A 25500-nucleotide genomic window follows, 5' to 3' on the forward strand; every position below is an offset into this window, starting at 1 on the left:
GGGTCACCGGGCCCATCGGCTCACCGACGTCGGAACGTGAGTCGCAGGATCCCGTATGCCGGCGTCACACCCCGGCGGCGCGCCTCAGGTTGCGTGGCGCGTGCCTCGCGGGCCGAGGTCGACGCGGCCCGGATGCGCTCGGTGATGTCGCCGTCGACGTCGCCGACGAGCACGAGCCCGAGGTCGTCGGCCCGGGCGAGGACACCGCGGATGTCCGCGGGGCTGACCGCCCACTCGGGGTCGTCCTCGCCGATCGGAAGGGTGACGATGAGCAGCCCACCGGAGCGCAGCGCCCACGACGCCTGACCGACCGCGTGGTCGATGTCGTCGGCGCCGCAGCCGCCGGGGTGGATGCGCGCGATGACGTCGAGGCTCGCGGTGTCGACGTCGAGGACCTCGACCGAGGTGCGGCGTCCGGTGAGCTCGAGCTCGACCGGCTCGAACCCGAGGGCGCGCACCCAGCGCGCGAACGGGCTCTTGGTGCCCGACTCGTCGACGATGACGGCGCCACGGCGGCCGTCGTCGCGGATGCGCAGGACGGCGGCGACAGCGCCGACGGCCGCCCAGGCCGCGACGGCGTCCGAGCAGCGCGGCAGTCCCAGCTCGCGGGCGAGGTCCTGGGCGTCGAGGGCGTCGTTGTCGAGGGCGAGCACGTCGGAGGCGCGCACCCACTCGGGGAAGTCGCTCGGGCGGAGCGGGAGCTGACGGCGCCGCTGCAGCCGGGCCGCCGTGACGAGGTCCTTGGCCCGCTGCACGAGGGTGTCGGCCGGCACCGGCTCGTCGACGTCCGTATCCTCGTCCGCGAACGCGTCCGACTCGGCGCTGGCCAGGGCCTCGATGCCGCCGACGTAGTGCGCCCACGGTCCCGACAGGTCGGGTGGGCGGACCCCGGAACGGAGCTCACCGGCATACGTGCGGTCGGAGAGGCGACGCAACGCGTCGACGAGGGCGGCCCGGTCGCCGGCGGGGACGAGGAGCCCGTCGACGCCGTCGCGCACCTGCGCGCCGAACGTGCCGACGTGGGTGGCGAGCACGGGGAGGCCGTGGCGACGGGCGAGCAGGACGTTCTGCGAGGCGGTGGCGTGACGGTAGGTCAGGGTGAGGACGTCGTGGCGCGCCATGAGCGAGGCGATCCGGTCGGCAGGGACGTAGCCGCTGTGGACCTCGACGCGACCGGCGAGGCGCGGGTCGGCAGCGAGCTCCTTGACGCGGCGGCCGCTGTCGCCCCACATCTCTCCGGCGACGGTGAGCGTGAGGTCGGGGACGTCGAGCATCGCGTCGAGGAGCAGGTCGACGCCCTTGTAGTCGCGGACGATCCCCAGCGCGAGCAGCCGCGTCGGGCCGGTCGAGTCGACGTGCTTCTCGGGCTCGCCACCGGGCAGGTGGGGCGGGAGGTCGAGCTCGCGCACGTGGCCGGCCCCGAGCTCGCTGGCGAGCTTGGCCTGCGAGTCCGAGTGCACGACGACGGAGTCCACGCGGCGCAGCAGGGCCTCCATGAGCTGCCGGTCGCCGGGACGGGTCTCGTGCGGCAGGACGTTGTGCGCGATGACGATCGAGCGCGGACCTCTCCCGCTGCTCGAGGTGCGGCCCACGCCGGCAGCCCGGAGCACGGCGAGGTTCGAGGGCACCCCCTGCGGGATGACGTGGACGACGATGATCGCGTCCATGTCGCGCAGCCGGCGGCCGGTGCGCACCCACGTGTCGGGGCGCGCCCACGACAGCGCACGGATGGTGCGGGGGTACGGCTCGACGTCGGGGGCGCCGCCGGGCACCGCCTGCTCCCCCGGGTAGAGGAACGACGGGTACAGGTGGCTCCACGACACGAGCGTGACGTCGTGCCCTGCCTCGGCGAGCTCGTGGCACAGCTCGGTCGTGTGCGAGGCGACGCCGCCCTTGTAGGGGTGCGTCGGACCCACGACCGCGAGCCGCAGCGAGGCCGGGCTGTCCGCGTCAGACACCGTCGCGCGACCTCACCACGAGGTCGGACAGAAGGGCGAGCGAGCCGATCATGATGCCGCTCACGACGAGGAGCACGGTCGAGGCGGGGAAGTAGAACGGGTGCCTCACCATGTCGACGACGCCCTTGACGAACCCGATGACGACGAGCCACAGGGCCGGCGGCATGAGCACCTTGAGCGGGTCGAAGTACATGACCATCCGCAGCACCTGGAGGATGTAGCGGTAGGCGTCGTTGACGAAGTGGAACTTCGAGACGCCGGCGCGCTTGGCATAGCTCGTCTCGACGTACTTGATGTCGTGCTGGTTGGACAGGAACGCGATGGTGATCGTCGTGACGCACGAGAAGCCGGCCGGCAGCAGCCGCAGGTAGGGCAGCGAGACCTCGCGGCGGAAGGCCCGCAGGCCGGAGTTGAGGTCGGGGATCCTGGTCTTCGTGAGCCACTGGGCGATGTTGCGGATGAGCCACTTCGCGGGGACGCGCGCCCACTTGTGGGTGCCCTCCTCGGTGGTGCGCGCGCCGACGACCTGGTCGTAGCTCGGGTCGTCGCGCAGGATCCGGACGAGCTCGGGGATCCGCTCGTTCTCGTAGGTCATGTCGGCGTCGGTCCACACGACGATCTCGCCGTGGGCCTGCTGGGTGCCGATCCGGCGGGCCGTGCCGGAGCCGCCGTTGCGGCGGAACGGCATGATCCGCAGGTTGGCGAAGTCGCGGGCCGCCTGCTCGAGGACCTGGAGGGTGTCGTCGGTCGAGGCGTCGTCGATGCAGAGCAGCTCGTAGGTGAACTCGCTGGAGTTCATCGCCGCGGTGATGCGGTCGATCTCCTTGAGGACGTGCGCGCCCTCGTTGTAGCAGGGCAGCACGATCGTCACGTAGGGCCGCTCGCTGCCGTCCTCGAGCAGGGCCGGGCGCGGGTCGGACCGGGCGGAGACCTGGAACCTCGGGTCACCACTTCCGCCCGCGAGCTCGCCGGTGCGCACGGTGATCGGCTCGGTGGCCGGGGACGGGGCCGGCGCCGGCGGGACGGCGGTCGGGGCGGGGGTCTGCTGGTGCTCGTTCATCGCTGTCGAGACTACCCGGCGGTGACGCGTTCACCCGCTGTCGGCAGGGCGCGTGGCAGACGGGTCGACAGGGCCGCACCGAGGACGGCGACGAGGCCGAGCACAGCCCAGATCGTGTAGGTGCCGTGCTCGAGCAGCCACGTGTAGGCCACGGGTGCGACGGCACCGCCGAGACCCCACACGAGCTGGACCAGCCCGAGGTAGCGACCACGCAGGTGGTCCGGCGCCGCCTCGGCCGCCGTGGCGGAGAAGACCGGGCCTCCCGCGAGCTCACCACCGGTGTAGACCATCGCGCCGAGAAGCATGGCGAGGACGGCGATCCACACGGGCAGCACCCCCGCGAGGACGAAGCACGCGTAGCCCAGGACGAAGAAGCCCTGGGCGAGCGCCATCATCCGGGCCCGCACCCGTCCGGTCATCCAGCGGACCATGAGCCCCTGCCCGAGCCCGACGAGGATGGTGTTGAGCGTGAAGATCGCCCCGACGAGCCATCCGGGCAGGTCGAGGGTCTCCGCGGCGTACACGGGGAGCGCGAAGTTGAGCACCATCATGCCGACGACGAAGGTGAGCTGGCCCAGGACGAGCCGCAGGTAGGCGCGGTCGCGCACGACGTCACCCCATCCCCCGGCCGGCTGCTCGTCGGAGGCGACCGAGCGGTGGTCCGGGACGTCGAGGAGCAGGAGGAAGGCGAGGACGAAGGTCGCCGTGTTGACGACGACGACGGTCCGGAAGGCGAGCTCGGTGTCGAGCTGGACCGCGAGTCCGGCGAGGACGCCGCCGACGGCGAACCCGAGGTTGCGCAGCGCCTGGAGGAAGCCGAACCACAGCTCGCGCTCACCACGCCGCGTGATGGCGGTGACGACGTTGCCGAACGAGCCCCAGAGCGCCTGGCGCCCCAGGTTGAGCAGCACCGTCGCGAGCGCCACCGGCCAGAACGCCTCGACCCAGAGGTAGGCGAGCATCCCCACGCCCTGGACGAGGTTGCCGACGAGCATCATCCGGCGGCCACCGAACCGGTCGACGAGCGTGCCGATGACGAAGGCGGCGGGCATGGTGAGCAGCGCCGACACCGACAGGGCCGCACCCACCTGGACGAGCGAGAGGTCGGTGACCTTGAGGAAGTACAGGATCGTGATCGGCATGAAGAGACCGCTGCCGATCGTGTCGGCGACGATCGCGGACACGAACCTGCGGTGCTCGCCCACCCTCGGGAATCCCAGTCGCTCCAGCACCTGCGCATCCTGCCGCATGCTTCCGACACCCGGACGCACGTATGCCGTCCGCCCACATAGCCTGTGGCCGTGAACTCGCTCGCCATCCCCCTGTGGCTCGACGTGGTCGCCGTCGGGTTCGGCGGGCTGGCCGGCGCCCTCGCCGCGCGTCGTCAGGGCTTCGACATCGTCGGCGTGCTGTTCCTCGCCGTCATCGGCGGTCTCGGCGGCGCACTGCTGCGTGACCTCCTACTCCAGGTGCCGGTCCGGGCGCTCACCTCACCGGGGCTGCTGCCGTCGGCATTCATCGGCGGTGTGCTCGTCGCCCCGCTGCTCAAGATCGTGGGCCCGTTGCGCTTCCGTCGCGACGTCGCGTTCACCCTGCTCGACGCCATGTCCCTCGCGATGTACTCGATCCTCGGCACCGACCGCGCCATCACGGTCGGGCTGCCGCCGATCTCGTGCGTCTTCGTCGGCACGGTGGCCGGGGTCGGCGGCGCGCTCATCCGCGACGTCCTCATCAACACCACACCCGAGCACTTCAAGCCCGGCTCGTTCTACGTGCTCGCCGCGATCCCGGGCTGTGTGGCGTACTTCGTGCTCCGGGCGTTCGAGCTGCCCGTCCTCGTCTCGGCGCTCGTCGGGATCGGCGTCGTCATCGCCATCCGCATGTCCTCCTGGTCCCTCGACTGGCAGACCGGACGACGCGCGAGGTCCGCGCGCTGACGGACGCGCGGTCACGGCATACCGGCGTCAGACCGCCTCGAGGACGAAGAAGAGGAAGCAGATGAACGCCTCCCCCTCGAAGCCGGGCGGGCGCAGCTCGTCCGGGGTGTCGGGTGCGAGCGGCGGCTCGCTGACGACGCCGATGCGGAAGCCGGCCCGGGTGAACGCGTCGGTCATCGTGCTCAGCGGGCGGTGCCAGAAGGTGAGGAAGACCTCCCGGCCATCAAAGAGGTAGTCCTCGGTGTAGCGGGTGACCGCGAAGTAGTCGGCGTCCGGATAGACGACCGCGTATGCCGTGGGGTGGTTGACCACGACCACGAGACGCCCGCCGGGCCGCAGGACGCGGCGCAGCTCGACGAGCGGAGCGGTCCAGTCCTCGAGGTAGTGCAGGACGAGGGAGCAGATGACGTCGTCGAACTCGCCGTCCCCGTAGGGCAGCGGCGCGGCGAGGTCGAGCACGCGCAGGTCGGCGTCGTCGCCGAGCCGCTCGCGGGCGAGGTCGACCATGGCGGCGCTGACGTCGAACCCGGCGACGTCGGCTCCTCCGGCACGCATCGACTCCATGAGCGGGCCCGAACCGCAGCCGGCGTCGAGGACCCGGCGACCCGTGACGTCGCCGGCGAGGCCGACGACCGCCGGTCGCGCGTAGTGGGCGTTGAACAGGCCCTTTTCGTTCTCCGCCGCATAGGCCGCCGCGAAGTCGTCGTAGTCCGTCGTCGTCATGTCTCCCCCTGGCTGACTGAGTGGACGTCCTTCCTACCGGTATGCCGCACGCGCACCAAGCCGACAGGCCTTCACCTCCCGAGTCGCGACCGTGGACATTCCTGTCGAAGGGGCGACACACTGGGGCATGGACACGGGGAAGCGGTTCACGTGCAGGGTCGGGTGGCACCACTGGCACGTCGTGACCGGGGAGAGCATGCAGGTCCGGGTGTGCGCCAACTGCGGCCGGCGCCGCCACCACCGGGACCTGCCCGGCCAGAAGTCGCCAGCCGCCAGCTGGGGGATGAACTACACCGGTGGCGGCGGCCTCGGCGGCGACGGCTCCTGATCCCGACGTCGAAGGTCAGACATTGGCGTCTCTGGTGCGCCCGCGGGCTCGGTGCTGCCAGGGGCGCGACAGGGCGCGCGATCCGCAGCACCGACGGCGATGGTGAGGCATGCTTCGCCCTCGGCCCGACGACGAGGGCTTGACCCTCGAGCAGGGTGAGACAGGAGGGTGCAGGCGTGGAGAACGAACTGCTCGGCATCGGCAAGGTCGCGGCCCTCAGCGGGCTACCCGTCAGCGCGTTGCGCTTCTACGACGGAGCCGGCGTCCTGGCACCGAGCCTGGTCGACCCGTCGTCCGGGTACCGCTACTACGAGCCGGCCCGGGTCGCGCAGGCCCGGCTGGTGGCGCACCTGCGCCGCGTGGGGCTGCCGCTGGACGACATCAGGACGGTCGTGACCGACCCGACCCAAGCGGGTCCGGTCCTGGCCGCCCACCTCGGCCGGCTCGAGGCCGGACTGGCCGACGCCCGCAGGGAGATCTCCATCGTCCATCGCCTGCTCGACACCACGGAGACCCCCATGCACCGCTGCACCCTTCCCGCTGTCGACCTCGTCCGCGCCCTGCGCGAGGTCCGGTATGCCGTCTGCGACGACCCGGACCAGCCTCGCCTGCACGGCATCTACCTCGACAGCGAGCCCGGCCGCGTCCGGGTCGTCGCCACCGACCGGCACCGGCTCGCCACCAGCGCGGTCGTGACGTCGGAACCGACCGACCTGCACCTGCTGCTCCCGACACCCGCCGTCGACGAACTGCTCGACAGCGACGTCTCAGGCTCGATCGAGGTCCTCAGCGGCGACGGGACGGTCACCCTGTCCGGCGCGGGCTGCACCGTCACGGCGGAGGTCCCCGACGTCGACTTCCCGTCCTACCGGGTCCTCCTCGAGCACGGGCGTCGGGAGGTCCCCGTCGACGCGGCCGCCCTGCGGACCGACCTCGCCACCGGAACCACCACGACGCTCACCCGCGACGACGGCGTCGGCTACGAGGTCAGCCTGCTCAGCGTCGGCGAGCACGGGGTGCGCGTCGGGCCGACCGACGAGCCGGACGCGCTCACGGTGGCGGTCAACCGCGACTTCCTCCTGCAGGCCCTCGAGGCCGGTGACCAGCTCACCCTCGGGCTCGACGACCCGATCACGCCCCTGGCGATCCGCGACCCGGCGCGCGACGGCACCTCGTCGGTCCTCATGCCGGTCCGGCTCGACCAGCCCGCCTGACGGTCCGCCGGCACGGGCGAGCGGTCCACCCGGCGACCGGGAGCGGCAACAGCCACGGTTGTCGGGGGTTGCTCGACGCGTCGGGGTGTCATTCCACCCCGACTCGTCACGCTGCCCCCGACAACCGGACGGCACCGGGGCGCCCGAGGTGGGCGAACGGCATACGACCGCTGTCAGGCCTCGTGGATGGGCGACTTCGGGAGCTTGCGGACCTTGGCCCGGCGCCGCCGGCGCTCGGGGATCATCGAGCGCATCTCCTCGAGCTTGCCGAAGCAGAGCAGGCGGTCCTGGGCCTCGAGGGCGGTGCGCCGGCGTGGGTTGGGGATGACCGAGGTGCCGCGGTGCAGCGTGAGCACGGTGATGTCGCGCTCCTCGAGCCCGGACTCGGCGATCGTCTTGCCGACGAGGTCCGCGGAGCCGTGGACGACGAGCTCGGCTACGCCGTAGCCGGTCGAGACGGTGAGCCGCTGGCGCACGTCGATCTCGGGGAAGGCGACCTGGTTGCCGATGTAGTCGATGATCGCGCCGGCGACGTCGAGCTTGGTCGCGGCCTCGATGCCCTCGAGCCCCGGTGAGGAGTTGACCTCCATGACCTGCGGCCCATCGGCGCCCTCGAGCATGTCGACACCGGCGACGCGCAGCCCCATGATCTGGGCCGAGCGCACGGCGGCCTCCTCGAACGCCGGGTCGAGCGTCACGCCCTCGACCGAACCGCCGCGGTGGACGTTGGAGCGGAACTCGTCACCGTGCGCGGTCCGCCGCATCGCGGCCACGACGCGGTCACCGACGACGAGGGCGCGGATGTCGCGGCCCTTGCTCTCCTTGACGAAGCTCTGGATGAGGACGTTCTGGCTCGTGCTCTGCAGGGTCTCGATGATCGCCTCGGCGACCTTGTTGTCGGGCGCGAGGATGACGCCGATGCCCTGGGTGCCCTCGAGCAGCTTGATGACGACGGGGGCGCCGCCGACCCGCTCGATCGCGGCCGGCACGTCGGCCCGGTTGCGCACGAAGGTCGTGGCCGGCATACCGATCTGGTGGCGCGAGAGGATCTGGGTCGCGCGGAGCTTGTCGCGCGAGTTCGAGATCCCGTTGGCGGTGTTAGGGGTGTAGACGTCCATCTGCTCGAACTGGCGCACCACGGCCGTGCCGAAGTAGGTGACCGAGTTGCCGATGCGCGGCAGGATCGCGTCGTAGTCCGAGAGCGTCCGGCCGCGGAACTGCAGGTCGGGCTCGGGCCCCGACAGGTCGATCGCGAAGCGCAGGGTGTTGAGCACCTTGACGTCGTGCCCGCGGTCGAGGGCGGCGGTACGCAGGCGCTGGGTCGAATAGGCCCGGGGCGCGCGCGAGAGGATCGCTAGCTTCATGTGGGGTACCTGCAAGGATGGTCGGATGTCCGGAGCAACCCATCAAACCATCCGTGTCGGATGGCGTGAGTGGGTGCGTATGCCGTCCGCGGACGTCCCATGGATCAAGACGAAGATCGACACCGGTGCCCGGTCGTCGGCGGTCCACGCGTTCGACCTCGAGAGGTTCGAGCGCGAGGGCGAGCCGTGGGTGCGCTTCTCGATCCACCCGTGGCAGGCGACCGACGAGGACCCGGTCGTGCTCGAGCGCCCGGTCGTCGACGAGCGCGTCGTGCGCTCCTCCAACGGCTCGTCGGAGCCGCGGCTCGTCGTCGAGCTCGAGATCGTCCTGGCCCGTCGCCGGCTCACCACCGAGGTCACGCTGAGCCGTCGCGACGAGATGGGCTTCCGGATGCTCATCGGGCGCGAGACGCTGCGCCACGGCTTCCTCGTCGACCCCGCGGAGTCCTATCTCGGCCCGCGCCCCAAGGTGCACTTCCGGCGCCGCAACCGAGGACGCGCATGAGCCCTGCCGCCCGGCCGTCGTTCGCGATCGGCACCGTCAAGATCCGCCCCGGTCACGCCCGCGAGATGGGGCTGCCGATCACCAAACTCGTCACCGGCGCCGAGGTGACGCTGCCCGTGCGCGTCCTCCACGGCCGCCAGGACGGGCCCGTCGTGTGGCTCGACGCCGCCATCCACGGCGACGAGGTCGTCGGGGTCGAGGTCATCCGCCGCGTCCTCGCGACGCTGTCCCCCAGGACCCTGCGCGGCACGCTCGTCGCATTGCCGATCGTCAACGTCCACGGGTTCATGTCGGGCGACCGCTACCTGCCCGACCGCCGCGACCTCAACCGGTCGTTCCCGGGGTCCCCCCGCGGCTCGCTCGCCGGGCGCATCGCGCACCTCATGATGCGCGAGGTCATCGACAAGTGCGAGGTCGGCATCGACCTCCACACCGGCTCCGACCGCCGCACCAACCTGCCCCAGATCCGGGCCGACCTCGACGACCCGCGCACGCGGTCGCTCGCCGAGGCCTTCGGCGCCCCGGTGATGCTCCACGCCAAGCTGCGCGACGGCTCGCTGCGCGCGGCCGCCCGCGAGCGCGGTGCCACGGTGCTGCTCTTCGAGTCCGGCGAGGCGATGCGCTTCGACCAGTGGGCGATCGAGGCCGGGGTCACCGGTGTGCTGCGCGTCCTCGCGGCGCTCGACATGATCGACCCGGTCGCCGACGCCAGCCCCACGCAGAGCCTCGTGAGCCGACGCAGCGGCTGGGTCCGGGCCGGGCGCAGCGGGATCGTGCACCTCGACGCCACGCTCGGCCAGCGCGTCGAGGTCGGCGACCGACTCGGTGGGCTCAGCGACTCCTTCGGGAAGACACTGCGGCTCGTGCGCGCCGACCGGGCCGGGCTCGTCATCGGCCGGACCACGGCACCGCTCGTCAACCGCGGCGACGCACTCGTCCACATCGCCGACATCGAGGGCGCCGAGCCTCCGGGCGTGCCGGACCACCCCGATGCCGCCGAGGCCTTCGACGCCCTCGACGAGATCCCGGTCCTCTGACCCTCCGGTGCTCCTGCCCCCCCTCATCCCCCTTGCGTCCGCAACCTTGGTCGCGAACCCGACCACCTTTGCGGACGCAACCGGCCGGCATACGCGAACGTCCGCAACCCTGGCCGCGAACCCGACCACCTCTGCGGGTGCAACCCGGCACCCGATGTGCCGTGCGTCACGCGGCTGTGGAAGCGTAGGCGCCCGTGGACACAGTCGACGTGCTCGAGCTCATGAAGCAGGTGGCCGCCGAGGTCATCACCCCGCGGTTCCGCTCCCTCGCCGACGGTGAGGTGATCGAGAAGAACCCCGGTGACCTCGTCACCGTCGCCGACCGCGAGGCCGAGGTGCTCCTCACGGCAGCACTTAACGCGGCCTACCCCGACGCGGTCGTGCTCGGCGAGGAGGCCCACGCGGCCGACCCGAGCATCCTCGAGCGCTACACGGCGGCCGAGCACGCGTTCACCGTGGACCCGGTCGACGGCACCAAGAACTTCGTCCACGGCAGCCCCGACCACGCCGTGATGATCGCCGAGACCAAGGGCGGCCAGACCGTCCGCGGCTGGATCTGGCAGCCCGAGCACGAGGTCGCCTGGGTGGCCGAGCTCGGCGCCGGCGTCGAGCGCAACGGCGAGCGGATGACCCGTCAGCCGGTCGGCCCCGACGAGGACCCTCGGGGAGCCACCTCGATCTGGTCGCTGCGCGGCCACGCCCTCGCCGACCTCCCGGCGCTCCAGCCGTCGTGGGTCTGCTGCGGTGTCGACTACCCCAAGCTCATCGAGGGCGCGGTCGACTTCATCCTCTACAGCCGCTCCAACGCCTGGGACCACGCACCCGGCTCGCTCATGGTCGCCGAGGCCGGCGGACACGTCGGTCACCTCGACGGTCTCGCCTACGGCCCGCGCTCGACCCAGCCCGGACTCATCGTGGCCTCCGACCGGACGACGTATGCCGCTGTCGCCCGCCGGATGCCGCAGGACGTCACCTCCCGCTGACCCGGCCGCGACGACCGGATGTGACCAATTGGTCGATTGTCGTCGACCGCGACGACCAGATGTGACCAATTGGTCGATTGTCGTCGGGCGCGACGACCGGATGTGACCTATTGGGCGGTTGTGGTCGACGACGGGACGGCTCCCAGCCACACCTGCAGGGGCAGGGTGACGAGGTGGTCGGGGCGTCGCTCCAGCAGGCGCGCGTCCTCGAGGACGGTCGTGTCGAGGGCGAGCCGCGCCGAGCCCGGCGCGAGCGACTCGATGACGTCCGGTGAGTCCGCGCCGAGCAGCAGCAGCCGCCCGCCACCCTCGCCGACGCGCTGCGCGAGCGCCGCGACCGACGTCGCCAAGGCGGCGTCGTCCTTGCGCAGGGCCGACGTCGTCGACAGGGCGGCCCGGCCGCACTGCCCACGGATGACCTGGGGCCACTCGTTGGCGGCTCGGGAGTCGATGGCGAGGACGACGTCGTCGTCGCCCAGCTGGGTGCAGACGCCCTCCACCGCCTCGAGCTCGCCGAGCTCGACCCGCTCGGACCGGTGCGGCCACGTCGCGAGCGCGGTCGGCACGAGCGTCGCCGCCGCGAGCGCCACTCCCGCGGCGACCACGACGGCGACGGGGGCGCGACGCGAGAGGTGGCGGACTGCATACGCGGCGGCGGCGACGCAGAGGAGGACGACGAACGGCAGGACGATGACGAGACGCCGCTCGGCCCACGGGTGGTCGGGGGTGATGCCTGGGCGCCAGAGGGTGAGCACCGTCGACCCCGCGGCGATGAGCAGCGGCCCGGTCCACGGCGGGAGCGACTCCCCTGCGGTCCACTTCGACGCCGCCACACGCACCGCCCAGGCGAGCGCCGCGAGCGCGATGACGAGGGCCGGCACGCCGACCCACCACGACAGCCACGCCACCGTCTGCTCGGCATAGGTGCGCCCGCCGTCCACGGGGAGCCCCTGTCGCAGCTGGAGCCCGGCCACCACCCGCGAGCCCGGGTCGTCGGGTGACTGGCGGACCGTCTGCCAGAGCGGGCGGCTCGCGAGGAACAGCCCGAGCACGACGACTCCGACCGCGAGTGCGTCGGGCAGACGGTGCGAGACCGACGCAGGCACGGCGCCTCCGCGCTTCTGCCACCACAGCAGGGCAGCGGCGAGCAGCCCGAGGAGCACCCCGAGACCGACGAGCGGCACGAGGCTGGCAGCGATGGTTCCGAGGTACTGGTTCGAGAGCCACGCCGCGGAGAGCCCGGCGAGCGCGGTCGACACCGCCGCACCGAGGAGCATGACCCGAACCCAGCGCTGCCCCTGCGCGAGCGCGAGCGCCGCGACGGGGATGAGCAGGATCGTCTCGCGGAGCCCGTCGATCCGCACGAACGACGTGCCACCGATGAGGATGCCGGCGAGCAGCGCGGCGCGACCGACCTCGCCGCGCGCGCCACGGCGTGAGGCGACCGTGAGCGCGAGCAGGCCACCGCCCAGCGTGACCATCGCCAGTGGCTCGGAGTACGTCGAGCGCGCGGTGTGCAGCACCGGGAAGAGCAGCGCGACCCCGGCCGCGGCCAGCGGCGACCAGCGCGGCGCACCGATGCGCGCGGTCAGCAGGCCGATGCCCAGGATGCCGATGGCGGACATGAGGGCCGGCAGGAGCATCGCCAGGCCGGGACCGCCGAGCCACACGCCGAGCGACCAGATGGCACCGGGGCCGATGACGAACTGCGGCTGCACCGCAGGTCCCTGCGCCCCGTCGACCTCGTAGAAGGCGGGGCTCGACACGGTGATGCCGTCGATGTCGAGCAGCTCGGCTCCGCCGAACCGGTCCAGCTCGACGGGCACGACGCGACGTGAGGTCTCGGCCATCGAGATCGCCGACTGCAGGTAGCTGCCCGAGTCGCGTCGCGGCAGGACCTGCTCGGAATGCGTTGCGGCAGTCCAGATCCCGGCGCCGGCGCTCACCACGACGAGGAGCACCGCGGTCCAGACGGGCAACGACCGGGCCGGTATGCCGCGTGCCCACCATCCGCAGGCCAGCGCGAGTACCGCGGCAAGCGGCAGCACGAGCCACGGGTTCCAGATGCCGATGCCGGCGAGCACGACGGCCAGGAGCGCCAGGGCGACGACCCAGGTGGCAGCGCCGAGGACGATCGTCTGGAGCCAGTGCCCCGCACCGCGTTCGAAGGTCGTCGTGGGGAGGTCCTCGTCAGCGACCAGCGGCGAGCGGCTCATGGTCGCCCACGCTATCCGGCGACCCGGTGTCCCCTGCGTCCGCAACTCCGGTGGTGACGTCGCCGGGTTGCCGGACGCGGGCGACGCCTACGCTCGACCACGTGACCCGACCCGCCGACGTCCTCCAGCAGATGCTCCGCTCCGACTCCGCGAAGCCGCGGATCACGACCTACGACGACACCGACGGGCCGACCCGCGGTGAGCGGATCGAGCTGTCCGCGCGGGTCCTGTCCAACTGGGTGAGCAAGGCCGCCAACGCCCTGCAGGACGAGTTCGACATCGCCCCCGGCTCCGCCGTCCACCTCGACCTGCCGCCGCACTGGCGCACGGCGTACTGGGCGCTCGCGACGTGGTCGGTGGGAGGCGCGGTGGCGGTCGGCGACACCGGGGGCGCAGACCTGCTCGTCACGACCGACCCCGGGGCCGCCGCCACGAGCGACTCCCCCGCCGTGCTCGTCACGCTCGCGGGCCTGGCCCGTTCCGCCGCCGTGCCGGTCCCGCCCGGCGTCATGGACGAGGCCAGGGAGCTGAGCACCCACGGCGACCAGTTCGCCGCCTGGGAGGAGCCGGCCGACGACGACCCCGCACTGGTCCACGCAGGTGGGCGGACGGCATACGCCGCGCTCGTCTCGCCCGCCGGCACCCAAGGCGAACGCCGGCACCTCACCACGACGGACACGGCCGACTTCCTCGCCACCTGTCTCGCCCTGTGGGCGAGCGACGGCTCGGTCGTGCTCAGTCGCGGCGAGGCGCCGGCGGACGTCCTCGTCGAGCGGTCCCGGGTCGAGGGCGCCACCGGTCCCTGACCGGCGCGACTCCTCGAGCCCGGGAGCGGCTCACATCTGCTTCTCGATGGCCCGCCAGGTGAGGGTCGCGACGACACCGGTCTGGCTCAGCTTGGCGCGGGCCTGGGCGGCCTTGACGGCGGCCAGCGTGGCCGGGCCGAAGTTGCCGTCGACCTTGATCCGCAGCGCCTGCTGCAGCGCCGCGACGTTGCGCCCCGACGTGCCGAGCTTGGCGACGGTGGACCAGTAGCCGATGAGCGGGTGGACGGTGAGCTCGAGCCGGTTCCACGTCTTGAGGTTGACGATGCCGGTCGCCGGGAGGCTCCAGCGCTTCTGCAGCGCCTGGACCGCACGGGTCGTGGCGGGACCGAAGGAGCCATCGACGGCGACGCCGCCGAGCCCGGCTTGGAGCACCTTGACCGGCGCGCCCTTGGATCCCGGGCGCAGGACGGTCGACTTGTATGCCGTGAACTGCGTCGTCGTCGCGCTCGAGGCGGGCGGCGGGGTCGGGGTCGTCGGGGCGGGCGGGGTGGTCGTCGTCGGGGTGCCCGTCGAGGTCTGGCCCATGAGGGCGGCCCAGGTCGTGGCGGCGACGACGCCGGTCGGGGTCAGGCCCTTGGCCTTCTGGTAGGCGATGACCTTGGCCTCGGTGCCGGGGCCGAAGGTGCCGTCGGCACCGATCGCGAGCGCCTTCTGCAGGGCCGTGACCGCCGCGCCCTTGGAGCCGCGCTGGAGCACCTGGGTCGCGAACTGCTGGAGCGGGTGCGCCGTCGGCGACGTGGGCGTGGTGCCCATGAGCGCCTGCCACGTCGACTTGGCGACGATGCCGGTCGCGGGGATCTTCTTCGAGGTCTGGTAGGCCTTGACCTTGGTCTCGGTGCCCGGGCCGAAGTTGCCGTCGGCGGACAGGCCCAGGGCCTTCTGGAGGGCGACGACGGCCGCACCCTTGGAGCCACGCTGCAGGACGGTGTCGACGTAGGCCGAGAGCGGGCTGGTGGTCGTCGTCGAGCCGCCGTTGCGCGACGGGACGAGCTTGAGCGCGACCATCTTGGTCCACGTGGCGTTGTCGAGCTGGCCGGTCACCGGGACGGCGTTGCGGGTCTGCCACGACTTGAGCGTGGTCTCGGTGCCGGGGCCGAACTGGCCGTCCTTGGTGAGGCCGAGCACGCCCTGGGCCAGCTGGACGTCCTTGCCGGAGTCGCCACGCTTGAGCAGCGGGTAGCCGCTCGCCGTGAGCGGCGGGGTGACGACGGGCAGCGGGGCGCCGGCGCTCGTCGTGGGACCGGTGAAGCGGACCTCGGTGAGGGCCTTGCCGGTCCACCACGAGGTCTGCTTGTAGGCGCCGTCCCAGGTGAACGAGATGTGGATGTGGTCGGTGTGCGGCGAGACGCCGCTGTAGGGCGCCCAGCCGCGACCCGGGTCGTAGGCACGCCACATCTGGCGGTTCCAGATGATGTAGTTGATGCCGAACCGGCGCGCCATGGCACCCGGGCGACCCTGCGCGTCGGGTGCGGCCAGCCAGCGGGTGATCGCGTTGCCCAGCGCCAGCCCGTCCGCGGTGTACGCGTTGTTCATCCAGTCGAGCGCACGGCCCTCGCCGTGCTCGGCGGCGCAGGTGCGGTTGATGCCGTAGACGTGCTTGCCGTAGGTCGCGTTGAGCAGCTGCGCGAAGGCCGTCGGACCCGGCAGGTCACCGGTGAGGCAGCGGTAGCCGGCCTGGTACTTCGGTGCGATGTCGAGCTCCGCCGGCAGCGCCTTCGTCGGCGGCGGCGGCACGCTCGCATGCACGGCCGCGGTGGCGCTGCCACCCGCGACCGAGAAGCCGAGCGGGATCGAGAGCAGGGAGACGGAGACGGCACCGAGGGCGCGAACGGGTCCTCGGGTCGACGTGGCAGGCAGGGTGGCGCGCGTCAACGAAAGCTCCTCAGGGGCGAGCGTGCTGGGGCGGGAAGAGTGCCTGGCGGGTCGTCACAGACGTCACTCCAGACACGTTGGCTCGATAGTTGTCCCATCAGTCACACTGGTTTCGCAAGTAAATCCCGCAAATTACACGCATGTACTTCGTTTCACCCCCCATGTCGGCGCAGGATTTGCGGCATACGGCGCACAAGTCGAGAGGATCTTCGGAGCGTGTCGTCACCCCATGACCCACTCGGACCACTGGACCCCCACCACATCGGACGCCCTCGGGCCGGGAACTAGAGTGCCCGCATGGACAAGGTCGTCTCCTCTGCATCCGCAGCCCTCGAGGACGTCCGCGACGGTGCCAGCCTGGCCGTCGGCGGGTTCGGGCTCTGCGGGATCCCCAGCGTTCTCATCGCCGAGCTGCACGCCCGGGGGGTGCGTGACCTCGAGGTCTTCTCGAACAACTGCGGCGTCGACGACTGGGGCCTGGGCATCCTCCTCGGCGCCAAGCAGATCCGGCGGATGGTCTCCTCGTACGTCGGCGAGAACAAGGAGTTCGCCCGCCAGTACCTCGAGGGCGAGCTCGAGGTCGAGCTCACCCCGCAGGGCACCCTCGCCGAGCGCCTGCGCGCCGGTGGTGCCGGGATCGCGGCGTTCTTCACGCCGACCGGTGTCGGCAGCCAGGTCGCCGATGGCGGACTTCCCTGGCGGTATGCCGCGGACGGCAGTGTCGCGGTCGCCTCACCTCCCAAGGAGACGCGCACCTTCGGCCTCGGCGGCGAGGAGCGGACCTTCGTGCTGGAGGAGGGCATCGCCGCAGACTTCGGCCTCGTGCGCGCCTGGAAGGGCGACCGCCACGGCAACCTCGTCTTCAACAAGTCCTCGCGCAACTTCAACCCGCTGTGCGCCATGTCGGGCCGGGTGACGATCGCCGAGGTCGAGGAGCTCGTCGAGCCCGGCGAGCTCGACCCCGACGAGATCCACCTGCCCGGCATCTACGTCCAGCGCGTCGTGCCGCTCACCCCCGAGCAGGCCGCCGACAAGCGGATCGAGAAGCGCACCGTGACCACCCAGACCCCCAAGGAGGCCTGAGCCATGGCGCTCACCCGTGACGAGATGGCTGCCCGCGCAGCCTCCGAGCTCACCGACGGTTCCTACGTCAACCTCGGCATCGGCCTCCCGACGCTGGTCCCCAACCACGTCCCCGACGACGTCGAGATCGTGCTCCAGTCCGAGAACGGCATCCTCGGCGTCGGGGCCTACCCCAGCGACGACGCGGTCGACCCCGACCTCATCAACGCCGGCAAGGAGACCGTGACGACCCGGCGCGGCGCGAGCTACTTCGACAGCGCCACGAGCTTCGGCATGATCCGTGGCGGCAAGGTCGACGCGGCCATCCTCGGCGCCATGCAGGTCAGCGCCAAGGGCGACATCGCCAACTGGATGATCCCCGGCAAGATGGTCAAGGGCATGGGCGGCGCGATGGACCTCGTCCACGGCGCCAAGCGGGTCATCGTCCTCATGGAGCACGTCGCCAAGGACGGCAGCCACAAGATCGTCGACGAGTGCGACCTGCCGATCACCGGTCTCGGCGTCGTCCAGCGGATCATCAGCGACCTCGCGGTCATCGACATCACGGCCGACGGCCTCGTCGTGCGCGAGCTCGCCCCCGGCGTCACCGAGGACGAGCTGCGTGAGAAGACCGGCCCCGAGCTGACCTTCGAGCTCGGCTGACGCAGAACCCTCCCCCGCACCGACGAAGGAGCCCCGGTCGTGGTGACCGGGGCTCCTTCGTCCGTCGTGCTGGTCCGGCTGGGGTCAGCCCTCGTGCGGCTCGACGTCCCGCCAGGTGCTGATCGTCTCGGGCGACTGGTCGATCCAACGGATCACCGCGACGTTCGCGGTGCTCGCCGCGACCCGGACCGTGCCGACCGCGTCCCGCACCACGAGGTCGACGCCGGAGTCGCCGGTGACGTCGCCGATCGCGGAGACGGTGGCGCCCTCGGGGGCCACGAAGTTGAGCCGCGGGCCGTTGCCGAGCACGCCGCCACCGGCGTTGTTGTAGACGATGGGCTCGCCGGTCTTCATGATGCCGAGCACGTCGGGGCGCCCGTCGCGGTTCCAGTCACCGATCCCGACGAGCGAGCGGATGCCGTTCCACCGGTAGCCGATGACCTTGGGCCGCAGGAAGCTGCCCTTGCCGTCGCCGGGGTAGACGCGCAGCTCGGAGTCGATGCTCGTCGCCGCGATGAGGTCGGGCACCCGGTCACCGGTGACATCGCCCACCGAGGTCATGATCCGCATGGTGTTCCAGCCCTTGCCGATCTGCACCGGGCCGCGGAAGCCTCCGGTGCCGTCACCGGCATACAGGTGGAGGGCTCCCGTGCTCTTGACGCGGGCGATGACGTCGACCGCACCGTCGCCGTTCCAGTCACCGGCGACGCGGACCATGTCGAGCCCTTCCGCGACGATGCCGCTCGCCTCGGGTAGTGACAGCTGCCCGTCCACCGCGTGGACGAGCGACACGCGGCCGTCGGAGGTCGTCACGAGGACGTCGTTGTCACCGGCGTTGTCCGCGTCGCGGCGCACCGTGAGGGCCGGCGAGTTCGGGACGGCGGCGGCGGTCGCCGCCGTGATCGACGGGATCTTGGCGTAGAGCGCCGCACCCGGGCACTCGGTGGACGTGTTGTCCTTGTGGCCCGAGATCGAGCGCTGGGTGTGACCGCCGAGGTTGACCGTCCAGTCGGGGTCGAGCTGGTGCAGCTGTGCCTTCCAGGCGAAGAGGTTCTTGTATGCCGTCGTCACCGCTGTGGGGACGGCCGTGCCGCTGCTCGTGAAGTTGCCGATGGTCGAGGCCGACGTCGTCCAGGAGTTGACCCCCGGGGCGTGCGCGCCGACGACCGCCTTGGTGGTCCCGCCGTAGCGGCCCTCCCAGGTCTGGCCGAAGCGGTCGATGAGGAAGTTGTAGCCGATGTCGTTCCAGCCGTTGTTCTTGACGTGGTACTCGTAGATCGCCCGGATGAGCGAGGGCACCTGGTTGGCGGCGTAGCTGTTGGCGTTGACGGTGTGGTGGACGACCTCGCCCTTGACGGCGCCGTAGGACGGCGCGCTCTTGCGCAGCGACTCGTCGGCGCCCCAGTCGGCGCGGGTCTTGATCGACGGCGCCCCGGCGAGTGCGGTCTGCTCCGCCGCCGTGGTCCGGGCCGAGGTCGTGCCCTTGCCGGCGGGTGCGGCCTTCGACGGCGCGGACACCTCGTCGATGGTGGCCTTCACGGTGGCGGCCTCGCCCCGGCGCCCACCGAGCAGCCTCAGCTCGACCGAGCCGGGGTCGGTCGTGAGCAGGGGCTCGGAGGCGCGGCGCGCGCCCTCGGCCTCCTTCGATCCCGCGTCGGGGCCGTGGGCCTCGATCGGCAGCTCCGCCCACTCACCGGTCTCACCGGAGGTCGAGGTGAACCTCCACTGGAGGACACCGGCGGGTGCCTTGCCCGACCACGAGACGCCGACCGCGCTGGCCACGCCACGCACGGGCAGCGGGTCGGTCACGGAGGACACGACCGGGCTCACGTCGTGCTCCTGCGCGACGCGCCGGTCGGCTCCTGTCAGGTCGGCCTGCTCGGCGCGGGGCGCGGGCTCCCGGAAGGCGGCCGCGCGGTGCGCCTCGCCCCCGGGGCTGGCCGTCGGGGACGCCTGCGCGGGCACGCCGTACAGGACGGCGGCAGGCAGGGTCAGCGCCACGACTCGGGTGAGGGCTGCTCGGATTCCGGGCCGCATGGGGACCTCCAGATCGGGTGGGATGCCCGGTCACTGTAGTCACTTCAGTTACTGCAGCACCACCGTTGGGACTAGGAAGTCTCACGGGGCGGATCAGCGGCGCTGCTATCTTGCCTCCAGGGGCCCGTCGATCGCCGGCTTCCTGCCCTTCACCTGCATCGGAGTCCCGCATGTCCGTCCGCCGATCCCTCGTCGCGACCCTGGTGAGCGCGGGCGCGCTCGTCGCCGGGCTCGCAGCCCCCGCCGTGGGCGCCCCGGCCGTGGGCGCCCCGACCGAACCCGTGACCCCTGCTGCCGCCCCGGTCGGCAACGCCGTCCGCGGGCACGACGTGCCCGTGCTGCGACGCGGCGACTCTCGGCTCGCGCCCGCGTCGCCGGGTGCCCGCTCGGCGGCGGCGTCGTCGGTGCCCGAGCTCCCGGGCTACTGCGCCACCGGCTACAAGCCGGGCAGGCTGCTCAGCAAGGCGAGCTTCGAGGGCTCGCTCCCCTACCCGGCCGACTCCTACGGCTTCAACGCGACGACGAGCGGCGGCGCGACGGACGGCAGCTACAACGCGTCGAGCACCATCAGCGCCGGCGCCTCGGTCCTCACCTACGTCAACAGCACTCACGTCGCCGTCCCCGCCGGGACGCGCATTGGGATGTCGTTCTCCTACAAGGGATCCGGCAACGACACGGTGGGCTTCTCGGTCAACAACTCCGGCGGCAGCCTGGCGCCCAACGAGGACTGGAGCCACGTCGCGCTCGACGTCACCTCCGAGGCCCGCACCAACGCCGGCTACATCGACGCCTTCTTCTTCAACGACACGACGGCCACCTCCACCCAGGCCTCGTCGCTGCGGGTCGACGAGGTCCGCGTCTACACCTGCGTCCCCACCCCGTTCACCCGGGGCGACTGGACCGGCGACCAGCGGGTCGACCTCATGGGGATCCACGGCAACGGCAACCTCTACCTCTATCCGGGCAAGGGCAACGGCGGGGTGAGCAGCGGCCAGCTCGTCGGCCCCGGCTGGTCCTCCTTCACCTGGGCCGGCTCCCCCGGCGACGTCGACAGCAACAGCGTGACCGACCTGCTCGGGGTCTCGGGTGACGGGCGCCTCTACCTGTACTCCGGACGAGGCGGTGGCCGCTTCCAGGCCGCCCGCCAGATCGGCAACGGCTGGGGCGGGTTCACCGCGATCGTCACCCCCACCGACATGACCGGCGACGGCAGCCCGGACCTCATCGCCCGTGACTCCGCGGGCACCCTCGGCCTCTACGCGTTCGACACCTTCGGCGACATCTCCAAGGTCAAGGACATCGGCTTCAAGTTCAACGCCATGAAGTGGATCATCGGCATGGGTGACCTCAACCGCGACAGCCGTGGTGACGTCGTCGCCGTCAACAGCACCGACGGCTGCCTCTACGCCTACAACGCGACCGCCACCTCGACGCTCAGCCTCAAGGGCAAGGTCGGCTGCGGGTGGAGCTCGATGACCTGGCTGACGAGCGCCGGCGACCTCAACGGCGACGGCTTCGGCGACCTCACCGCGCGCGCCGCCGACGGCTCGCTGTGGTTCTACCCGGGCCGCTCCGGCGGCGGCGTCTACTCCGGCGTCAAGGTCGGTTCGAGCTGGGGCTCGATGAAGTTCATCCTCTGACACCACGCACGAAGGAGCCCGGGTCGCGTTGCGACCCGGGCTCCTTCGTGTCGACGGGCCGCTCCTGCGACCCGTCCGCTCACTCGCCCCGCAGGCCGAGCACCTCGCGCAGGATCGTGGAGGAGCGCCGACCGTCGTGGTGCTCCGCGACGTATGCCGGCCCCGCGGCCGCCGCTGCCCGTGCCTCGTCGCGCTCGGCGACGAGCCGCTCGACGACCTCGCGCAGCGTGTCGGGCGTGGCCTCGACGATCGGGTTGGTCCCGGGGAAGCCGGCCCGCACCTCGTCGGTGACGTGACCGACGACGACCCGGCCGGCCGCGAGGGCCTGCACGGCCATGACGCCGTAGCTGCCGAGGGTGAACTGGTCGAGCACGATGTCGGCGTCGGCGATCGCCGCGGGCATCCCGTCGGGCGCGACGCCCTCGAGCAGGCGGTACTCGACGAGACCGGCCTCGGCGAGGGGGCGCACGGCGGCCTCGACGTGGTCGGTTCCCTTGATCGACGCGCGGCTCGGGGCGTGCAGGACGACCGGGACGTCGCGCTCCATGGCCGGGGTGTCGGTGCTCCACCGCTGCGGGTCGACGACGACCGGGAGCAGATGGGCCCCCGGGACGTCCTCGAGCAGGTCCGGCGTGGAGACGAAGACGGGGCCGTCGAACGCCGTGACGAGCGGGTGGAGGACCTCCCACTGGCGCTGCAGCCGCGCGGTGAGGTCGTCGTCGGGGTCGGCGAACGGCGACCACGGCGAGGACTGCGCGTGACGGCGCGGGTTGCGGATCTCGCTGCCGTGCAGCACGAGGCCGACCTCGACGCCGACCGAGCGCAGCACGGGGACGTCACCGGTGAAGTCACGACCGTGGCGCAGGCCGAAGATGGGACGTCCGGCCTCGAGGAGCACGTGCGTCCACTGCTCCAGGCCTCGCGCCTCGAGGCTCTGGGCCCAGCGGGGGTCGTTGGCGTAGGTCGCGGCCGGGACGATCTCGTCGGCCTCGAAGAGGATGGGGCTGCCGCGGTCGACCGAGATGACCTCGGTGCGGACGCCGTCGACGTCGCGCTCGACGGCCTTGGCCCAGGCCCAGGCCTGACCAGCCATGTTGGCGGGCCCGATGACGAGGACCGAGGCCCGGTCGTTGCGGACGAACGGCTCCTCGCGCAGCCCCTCGAGCGGGGTCGAGCGCTCGGGCTCGTGCACAACCTCGTCGCCGAGGATGCCGCGGTAGACGTCGCGCAGGACGCGCTCCTGGCGGTCCCACGCGAACGGCGTGAGCAGCTCGGGGTCGTCGGCGATGCGCGCCCGCAGGGCGTCCCGCCGGCCCCAGATGTCACGGAAGGCGCTGACGAACGACGCCGTGTCCTTCGCGACGTGGACGGCACCGACACCGTGCTTCTCGACGAACTCGGCCGTGGCCCGGGTGTCGCTCACGAGCATCGGGATGCCCGCGTGGAGGTACTCGAAGACCTTGTTGGGCAGGGCCACCTCGTGGCTGCCGTAGTGGTGGATCGGGAGCAGGCCGACGTCGGCGGTCCGCAGGTAGGCCGCCACCTCGTCGGGTCGCACCGGGTCGAGCAGGTGGAGCCGGTCGGCCACGCCGAGGCGCACCGCGAGCTTGTGCAGGGACTTGGCCGCCGCGATCTCGCGGTGGGGCACGGCGACGACGGCGAGGTGGACGTCGGGCAGGTCGACGAGGGCCTCGACGGCCGTGTCGACGCCACGCACCGCGGTCACGCCGCCGCTGTAGACCATGAGCGGCACGTCGGGCGCCAGGCCCACGTCGTCGCGGATCGTGCGCTCGACGACGTGGTCGGCGGCGCCGAGCATGGGGCTGTTCATGACGACCGCAGGCACGACGGGCAGCCGGTGGTCGCTCCTGAGCTGGTCCGCGAGCGGCTCGGTCACGGTGACCACCGCGTCGGCGTCGCGGACGTACTCGCTCTCGAGGTCGAGGTAGCCGGCGCGGCGGCGCACCGTGCGCGGGCCATAGATCGACAGGCCACGCACGTACTCGTGCGCGTCGTAGACCCAGGCGGCCGGGCGTCCCTGCGCCTTGCGCCGTGCCACGGCACGCGAGGCCACGCCGACGAGGTGGACGTCGTGGGCGTGCAGCACGTCCCAGTCGAGCTGGTCGAGCACCGGGCCGAAGGCCAGCTCGTAGTCGTCGATCTCCGGGAGGATCCGGCGCCACTGCGCGGCATACGGGGTCCTGTGGGTGACCCCGTCGACGGCCTTCCAGGCACGCGTCTCGTACGAGCGGAGGCGACGGTCGGCACCCGAGCGGGCCCGGGCGAGGAAGCGCCGGGCCTTGATCGAGCCGCGACGCCCCTGCGTCACGAGTCCGGCGCCGCTCTCGGCCTCGCGTCGGCGCAGGCTCGCCTCGAGGTCGAGGGTGCGGCGGTGCGCCGGGTCCATGGCGAGGTCGAGCCGGGCCCGACGCTCCTTCTTGCGGGCGGCGGCCGCGTCGCGCATGCGCCACGCGACCGGCACCCGCAGGATCCGGACGTTGCCGAACCGGCGCTCCTCGCGCACCCCGGACGAGGCGTACCCGAGCAGGGTCACGTCGAGGCCCGCGTCGGCGAGGGTGAGCCCCATCTTGAGGACCCTGGTGTCGTGGGCGATGTCGTTGCCCACCATCATCACGATCTTGGGGGCGCCACCCTGCGCCCGGGCCGCCACGGTCAGCCCGCGGCGGGCTCGGTGGCTGCCACGCCCACGGTGCGGTGCGTGACCCCGGGCCAGTCGGCGGCCTGCGTGAGGCGGCGACCGTCGACGAGCGTCTTGAGACCGGGCAGGTCCGCGGGGGTGAGCTCGCGGTACTCGGCGTGGTCGGCCTGGATGACGGCCGCGTCGACCGGCTCACCGAGGTGGTAGGCCGTGAAGCCCAGCGACTCGAGCTCCTCGTCGCTGTAGAGCGGGTCGTGCACGAGGACGTCGGCGCCCAGGCCCTTGAGCGAGGTCACGGTGTCGAAGACGCCCGAGAACGCGGTCTCCTTGACGCCACCGCGGTAGGCGGCGCCGAGGACGACGACCTTGGCACCGGCGAGGTCGCCGTGGGCGCCCTCGAGGAGGTTGGTCGTGTATGCCGGCATCGCAGCGTTCGCGGCCCGCGCGGCGCTGACGACGGTCGCGGCCGGGTCGGTGTGCAGGTAGAGGCGCGGGTAGACCGGGATGCAGTGCCCACCGACGGCGATGCCGGGACGGTGGATGTGGCTGTAGGGCTGGCTGTTGCTCGCGTCGATGACCTGGAAGACGTCGATGCCCTGCGTCGCCGCGAACTGCGCGAACTGGTTGGCCAGGCCGATGTTGACGTCGCGGTAGGTCGTCTCGGCGAGCTTGGCGAGCTCGGAGGCCTCGGCCGCGCCGAGGTCCCAGACGCCGTTGCCGCGCTCGAGGTCGGGGCGCTCGTTGAAGTCGAGGACCGCCTCGTAGAACTCGCGGGCCTTGTCGGCGCCGGCCTGCGAGAGACCGCCGATGAGCTTGGGGTACTTGCGCAGGTCCTCGAAGACGCGGCCGGTGAGGACGCGCTCGGGGCTGAAGACGAGGTGGAAGTCCTTGCCCTCGACGAGGCCGGAGCCCTCCTCGATCATCGGCTTCCAGCGGTTGCGGGTCGTGCCGACGGGCAGCGTGGTCTCGTAGGAGACGAGCGTGCCGGGCGTGAGGTGCTTGGAGAGCTCGCGGGTGGCGCTGTCCATCCAGCCGAAGTCGGGCTTGCCGTCGCCGTCGACGAAGAGCGGGACGACGAGGACGATCGCGTCGGCGCCGGGGACGGCGTCGGCGTAGTCGGTGGTCGCGCGCAGGCGGCCGGCGGGCACGAGCTCGGTCAGCTTCTCCTGGAGGTGTGCCTCACCGGGGAAGGGCTCGCGCGCCTCGTTGACCGAGTCCACGGTCGCTTGGTTGACATCGACGCCCACGACGTCGTGTCCCTTGCTCGCGAACTGCACCGCGAGGGGCAGCCCGATCTTGCCGAGGGCAACAACGCAGATCTTCACTGGGGTTCCGTCCTGATCGAGAGAAGGCGACCCCCAGATCATACGGATTCCCGGCACCGGCCGACGACGCGCACGTTCCCGCCCGGCTCG

The 25500-nt window shown here is 71.9% G+C and carries 20 protein-coding genes; 10 read left to right on the forward strand and 10 right to left on the reverse strand.

Going from position 1 to position 25500, the window contains the following annotated elements; genetic code table 11:
• Positions 1-20: 20 nt before the first annotated feature.
• The 3 genes from KLO01_RS01665 to KLO01_RS01675 are packed head-to-tail and all read right to left on the reverse strand — an operon-like array spanning position 21 to position 4250.
• Positions 21-1958, reverse strand: coding sequence for a glycosyltransferase family 4 protein (locus KLO01_RS01665; RefSeq protein ID WP_147061824.1), 1938 nt, complete (start codon positions 1956-1958; stop codon positions 21-23).
• Positions 1951-3018, reverse strand: a complete 1068-nt coding sequence (locus KLO01_RS01670; RefSeq protein WP_147061825.1) for a glycosyltransferase family 2 protein — start codon at positions 3016-3018, stop codon at positions 1951-1953. The genes KLO01_RS01665 and KLO01_RS01670 overlap by 8 nt, the downstream gene beginning before the upstream one ends.
• Before the next feature lie 11 nt (positions 3019-3029).
• The gene (locus KLO01_RS01675) at positions 3030-4250 is read right to left on the reverse strand and encodes an MFS transporter (RefSeq protein WP_246135999.1); all 1221 of its coding nucleotides are present in this window, start codon (positions 4248-4250) and stop codon (positions 3030-3032) included.
• 69 nt (positions 4251-4319) lie between these two features.
• On the opposite strand from KLO01_RS01675, the gene KLO01_RS01680 reads away from it, so the two are divergent.
• Positions 4320-4955 (forward strand): trimeric intracellular cation channel family protein, encoded by a 636-nt coding sequence (locus KLO01_RS01680; protein ID WP_186827879.1) that lies wholly within the window; start codon positions 4320-4322, stop codon positions 4953-4955.
• Positions 4956-4982: 27 nt separating this feature from the next.
• On the opposite strand, the gene KLO01_RS01685 is transcribed toward KLO01_RS01680, so the two are convergent.
• On the reverse strand, positions 4983-5678 hold the full coding sequence (locus KLO01_RS01685; RefSeq protein ID WP_147061827.1) for a class I SAM-dependent methyltransferase: 696 nt from the start codon (positions 5676-5678) through the stop codon (positions 4983-4985).
• 127 nt (positions 5679-5805) lie between these two features.
• Between KLO01_RS01685 and KLO01_RS01690 the strand changes: the two genes are divergently transcribed.
• Both KLO01_RS01690 and KLO01_RS01695 read left to right on the forward strand, forming a co-directional pair.
• Positions 5806-6006 carry a hypothetical protein gene (locus KLO01_RS01690; protein ID WP_147061828.1) on the forward strand — a complete coding sequence of 67 codons (201 nt, stop codon included), beginning with the start codon at positions 5806-5808 and terminating at the stop codon, positions 6004-6006.
• Between the two features lie 176 nt (positions 6007-6182).
• Positions 6183-7220 carry a DNA polymerase III subunit beta family protein gene (locus KLO01_RS01695; protein ID WP_147061829.1) on the forward strand — a complete coding sequence of 346 codons (1038 nt, stop codon included), beginning with the start codon at positions 6183-6185 and terminating at the stop codon, positions 7218-7220.
• Between the two features lie 173 nt (positions 7221-7393).
• Here the strand turns inward: KLO01_RS01695 and KLO01_RS01700 are convergent, their stop codons facing one another.
• Positions 7394-8584 carry a RimK family alpha-L-glutamate ligase gene (locus KLO01_RS01700; RefSeq protein ID WP_147061830.1) on the reverse strand — a complete coding sequence of 397 codons (1191 nt, stop codon included), beginning with the start codon at positions 8582-8584 and terminating at the stop codon, positions 7394-7396.
• Positions 8585-8609: 25 nt separating this feature from the next.
• On the opposite strand from KLO01_RS01700, the gene KLO01_RS01705 reads away from it, so the two are divergent.
• From KLO01_RS01705 to KLO01_RS01715, 3 genes are all read left to right on the forward strand, one after another.
• Complete coding sequence (locus KLO01_RS01705) at positions 8610-9089, forward strand: ATP-dependent zinc protease family protein (protein WP_147061831.1); 480 nt, start codon at positions 8610-8612, stop codon at positions 9087-9089.
• The gene (locus KLO01_RS01710) at positions 9086-10126 is read left to right on the forward strand and encodes a succinylglutamate desuccinylase/aspartoacylase family protein (RefSeq protein WP_147061832.1); all 1041 of its coding nucleotides are present in this window, start codon (positions 9086-9088) and stop codon (positions 10124-10126) included. Before KLO01_RS01705 ends, KLO01_RS01710 begins: the two co-directional genes overlap by 4 nt.
• Positions 10127-10320: 194 nt before the next feature.
• On the forward strand, positions 10321-11109 hold the full coding sequence (locus KLO01_RS01715; RefSeq protein WP_147061833.1) for an inositol monophosphatase family protein: 789 nt from the start codon (positions 10321-10323) through the stop codon (positions 11107-11109).
• Between the two features lie 107 nt (positions 11110-11216).
• Here KLO01_RS01715 and KLO01_RS01720 read toward each other — a convergent pair whose 3' ends face one another.
• Positions 11217-13325, reverse strand: coding sequence for a hypothetical protein (locus tag KLO01_RS01720; RefSeq protein WP_147061834.1), 2109 nt, complete (start codon positions 13323-13325; stop codon positions 11217-11219).
• 101 nt (positions 13326-13426) lie between these two features.
• Here KLO01_RS01720 and KLO01_RS01725 point away from each other — a divergent pair, with 101 nt between their 5' ends.
• Positions 13427-14131 carry a TIGR03089 family protein gene (locus KLO01_RS01725; protein ID WP_147061835.1) on the forward strand — a complete coding sequence of 235 codons (705 nt, stop codon included), beginning with the start codon at positions 13427-13429 and terminating at the stop codon, positions 14129-14131.
• Between the two features lie 30 nt (positions 14132-14161).
• Here the strand turns inward: KLO01_RS01725 and KLO01_RS01730 are convergent, their stop codons facing one another.
• Entirely contained in the window at positions 14162-16024 is a 1863-nt protein-coding gene (locus KLO01_RS01730; protein ID WP_147061836.1) for a peptidoglycan-binding domain-containing protein, read from the reverse strand.
• 297 nt (positions 16025-16321) lie between these two features.
• Between KLO01_RS01730 and KLO01_RS01735 the strand changes: the two genes are divergently transcribed.
• Together KLO01_RS01735 and KLO01_RS01740 are read left to right on the forward strand one after the other, a co-directional pair.
• Positions 16322-17107, forward strand: coding sequence for a CoA transferase subunit A (locus KLO01_RS01735; protein WP_147061837.1), 786 nt, complete (start codon positions 16322-16324; stop codon positions 17105-17107).
• Positions 17108-17110: 3 nt separating this feature from the next.
• Positions 17111-17749 carry a 3-oxoacid CoA-transferase subunit B gene (locus KLO01_RS01740; RefSeq protein ID WP_147061838.1) on the forward strand — a complete coding sequence of 213 codons (639 nt, stop codon included), beginning with the start codon at positions 17111-17113 and terminating at the stop codon, positions 17747-17749.
• Positions 17750-17833: 84 nt separating this feature from the next.
• Here the strand turns inward: KLO01_RS01740 and KLO01_RS01745 are convergent, their stop codons facing one another.
• Positions 17834-19786, reverse strand: coding sequence for an FG-GAP-like repeat-containing protein (locus tag KLO01_RS01745; RefSeq protein WP_147061839.1), 1953 nt, complete (start codon positions 19784-19786; stop codon positions 17834-17836).
• A gap of 170 nt (positions 19787-19956) precedes the next feature.
• Between KLO01_RS01745 and KLO01_RS01750 the strand changes: the two genes are divergently transcribed.
• Positions 19957-21426 carry an FG-GAP repeat domain-containing protein gene (locus tag KLO01_RS01750; RefSeq protein ID WP_147061840.1) on the forward strand — a complete coding sequence of 490 codons (1470 nt, stop codon included), beginning with the start codon at positions 19957-19959 and terminating at the stop codon, positions 21424-21426.
• Between the two features lie 79 nt (positions 21427-21505).
• On the opposite strand, the gene KLO01_RS01755 is transcribed toward KLO01_RS01750, so the two are convergent.
• Positions 21506-24097, reverse strand: a complete 2592-nt coding sequence (locus KLO01_RS01755) for a glycosyltransferase (RefSeq protein WP_246136000.1) — start codon at positions 24095-24097, stop codon at positions 21506-21508.
• A gap of 2 nt (positions 24098-24099) precedes the next feature.
• Entirely contained in the window at positions 24100-25410 is a 1311-nt protein-coding gene (locus KLO01_RS01760) for a nucleotide sugar dehydrogenase (RefSeq protein ID WP_147061841.1), read from the reverse strand.
• Positions 25411-25500: the final 90 nt, after the last annotated feature.

Source organism: Knoellia locipacati, assembly GCF_007992835.1.
In the GTDB taxonomy this organism is placed as follows: Bacteria; Actinomycetota; Actinomycetes; order Actinomycetales; family Dermatophilaceae; genus Knoellia; species Knoellia locipacati.

Coding starts and splice junctions, on each gene's coding strand:
- KLO01_RS01670 (WP_147061825.1), bottom strand. CDS start 3,018: ATGAACGAGCACCAGCAGACCCCCGCCCCGACCGCCGTCCCGCCGGCG.
- KLO01_RS01685 (WP_147061827.1), bottom strand. CDS start 5,678: ATGACGACGACGGACTACGACGACTTCGCGGCGGCCTATGCGGCGGAG.
- KLO01_RS01690 (WP_147061828.1), top strand. CDS start 5,806: ATGGACACGGGGAAGCGGTTCACGTGCAGGGTCGGGTGGCACCACTGG.
- KLO01_RS01700 (WP_147061830.1), bottom strand. CDS start 8,584: ATGAAGCTAGCGATCCTCTCGCGCGCGCCCCGGGCCTATTCGACCCAG.
- KLO01_RS01705 (WP_147061831.1), top strand. CDS start 8,610: ATGTCCGGAGCAACCCATCAAACCATCCGTGTCGGATGGCGTGAGTGG.
- KLO01_RS01710 (WP_147061832.1), top strand. CDS start 9,086: ATGAGCCCTGCCGCCCGGCCGTCGTTCGCGATCGGCACCGTCAAGATC.
- KLO01_RS01720 (WP_147061834.1), bottom strand. CDS start 13,325: ATGAGCCGCTCGCCGCTGGTCGCTGACGAGGACCTCCCCACGACGACC.
- KLO01_RS01735 (WP_147061837.1), top strand. CDS start 16,322: ATGGACAAGGTCGTCTCCTCTGCATCCGCAGCCCTCGAGGACGTCCGC.
- KLO01_RS01740 (WP_147061838.1), top strand. CDS start 17,111: ATGGCGCTCACCCGTGACGAGATGGCTGCCCGCGCAGCCTCCGAGCTC.
- KLO01_RS01745 (WP_147061839.1), bottom strand. CDS start 19,786: ATGCGGCCCGGAATCCGAGCAGCCCTCACCCGAGTCGTGGCGCTGACC.
- KLO01_RS01750 (WP_147061840.1), top strand. CDS start 19,957: ATGTCCGTCCGCCGATCCCTCGTCGCGACCCTGGTGAGCGCGGGCGCG.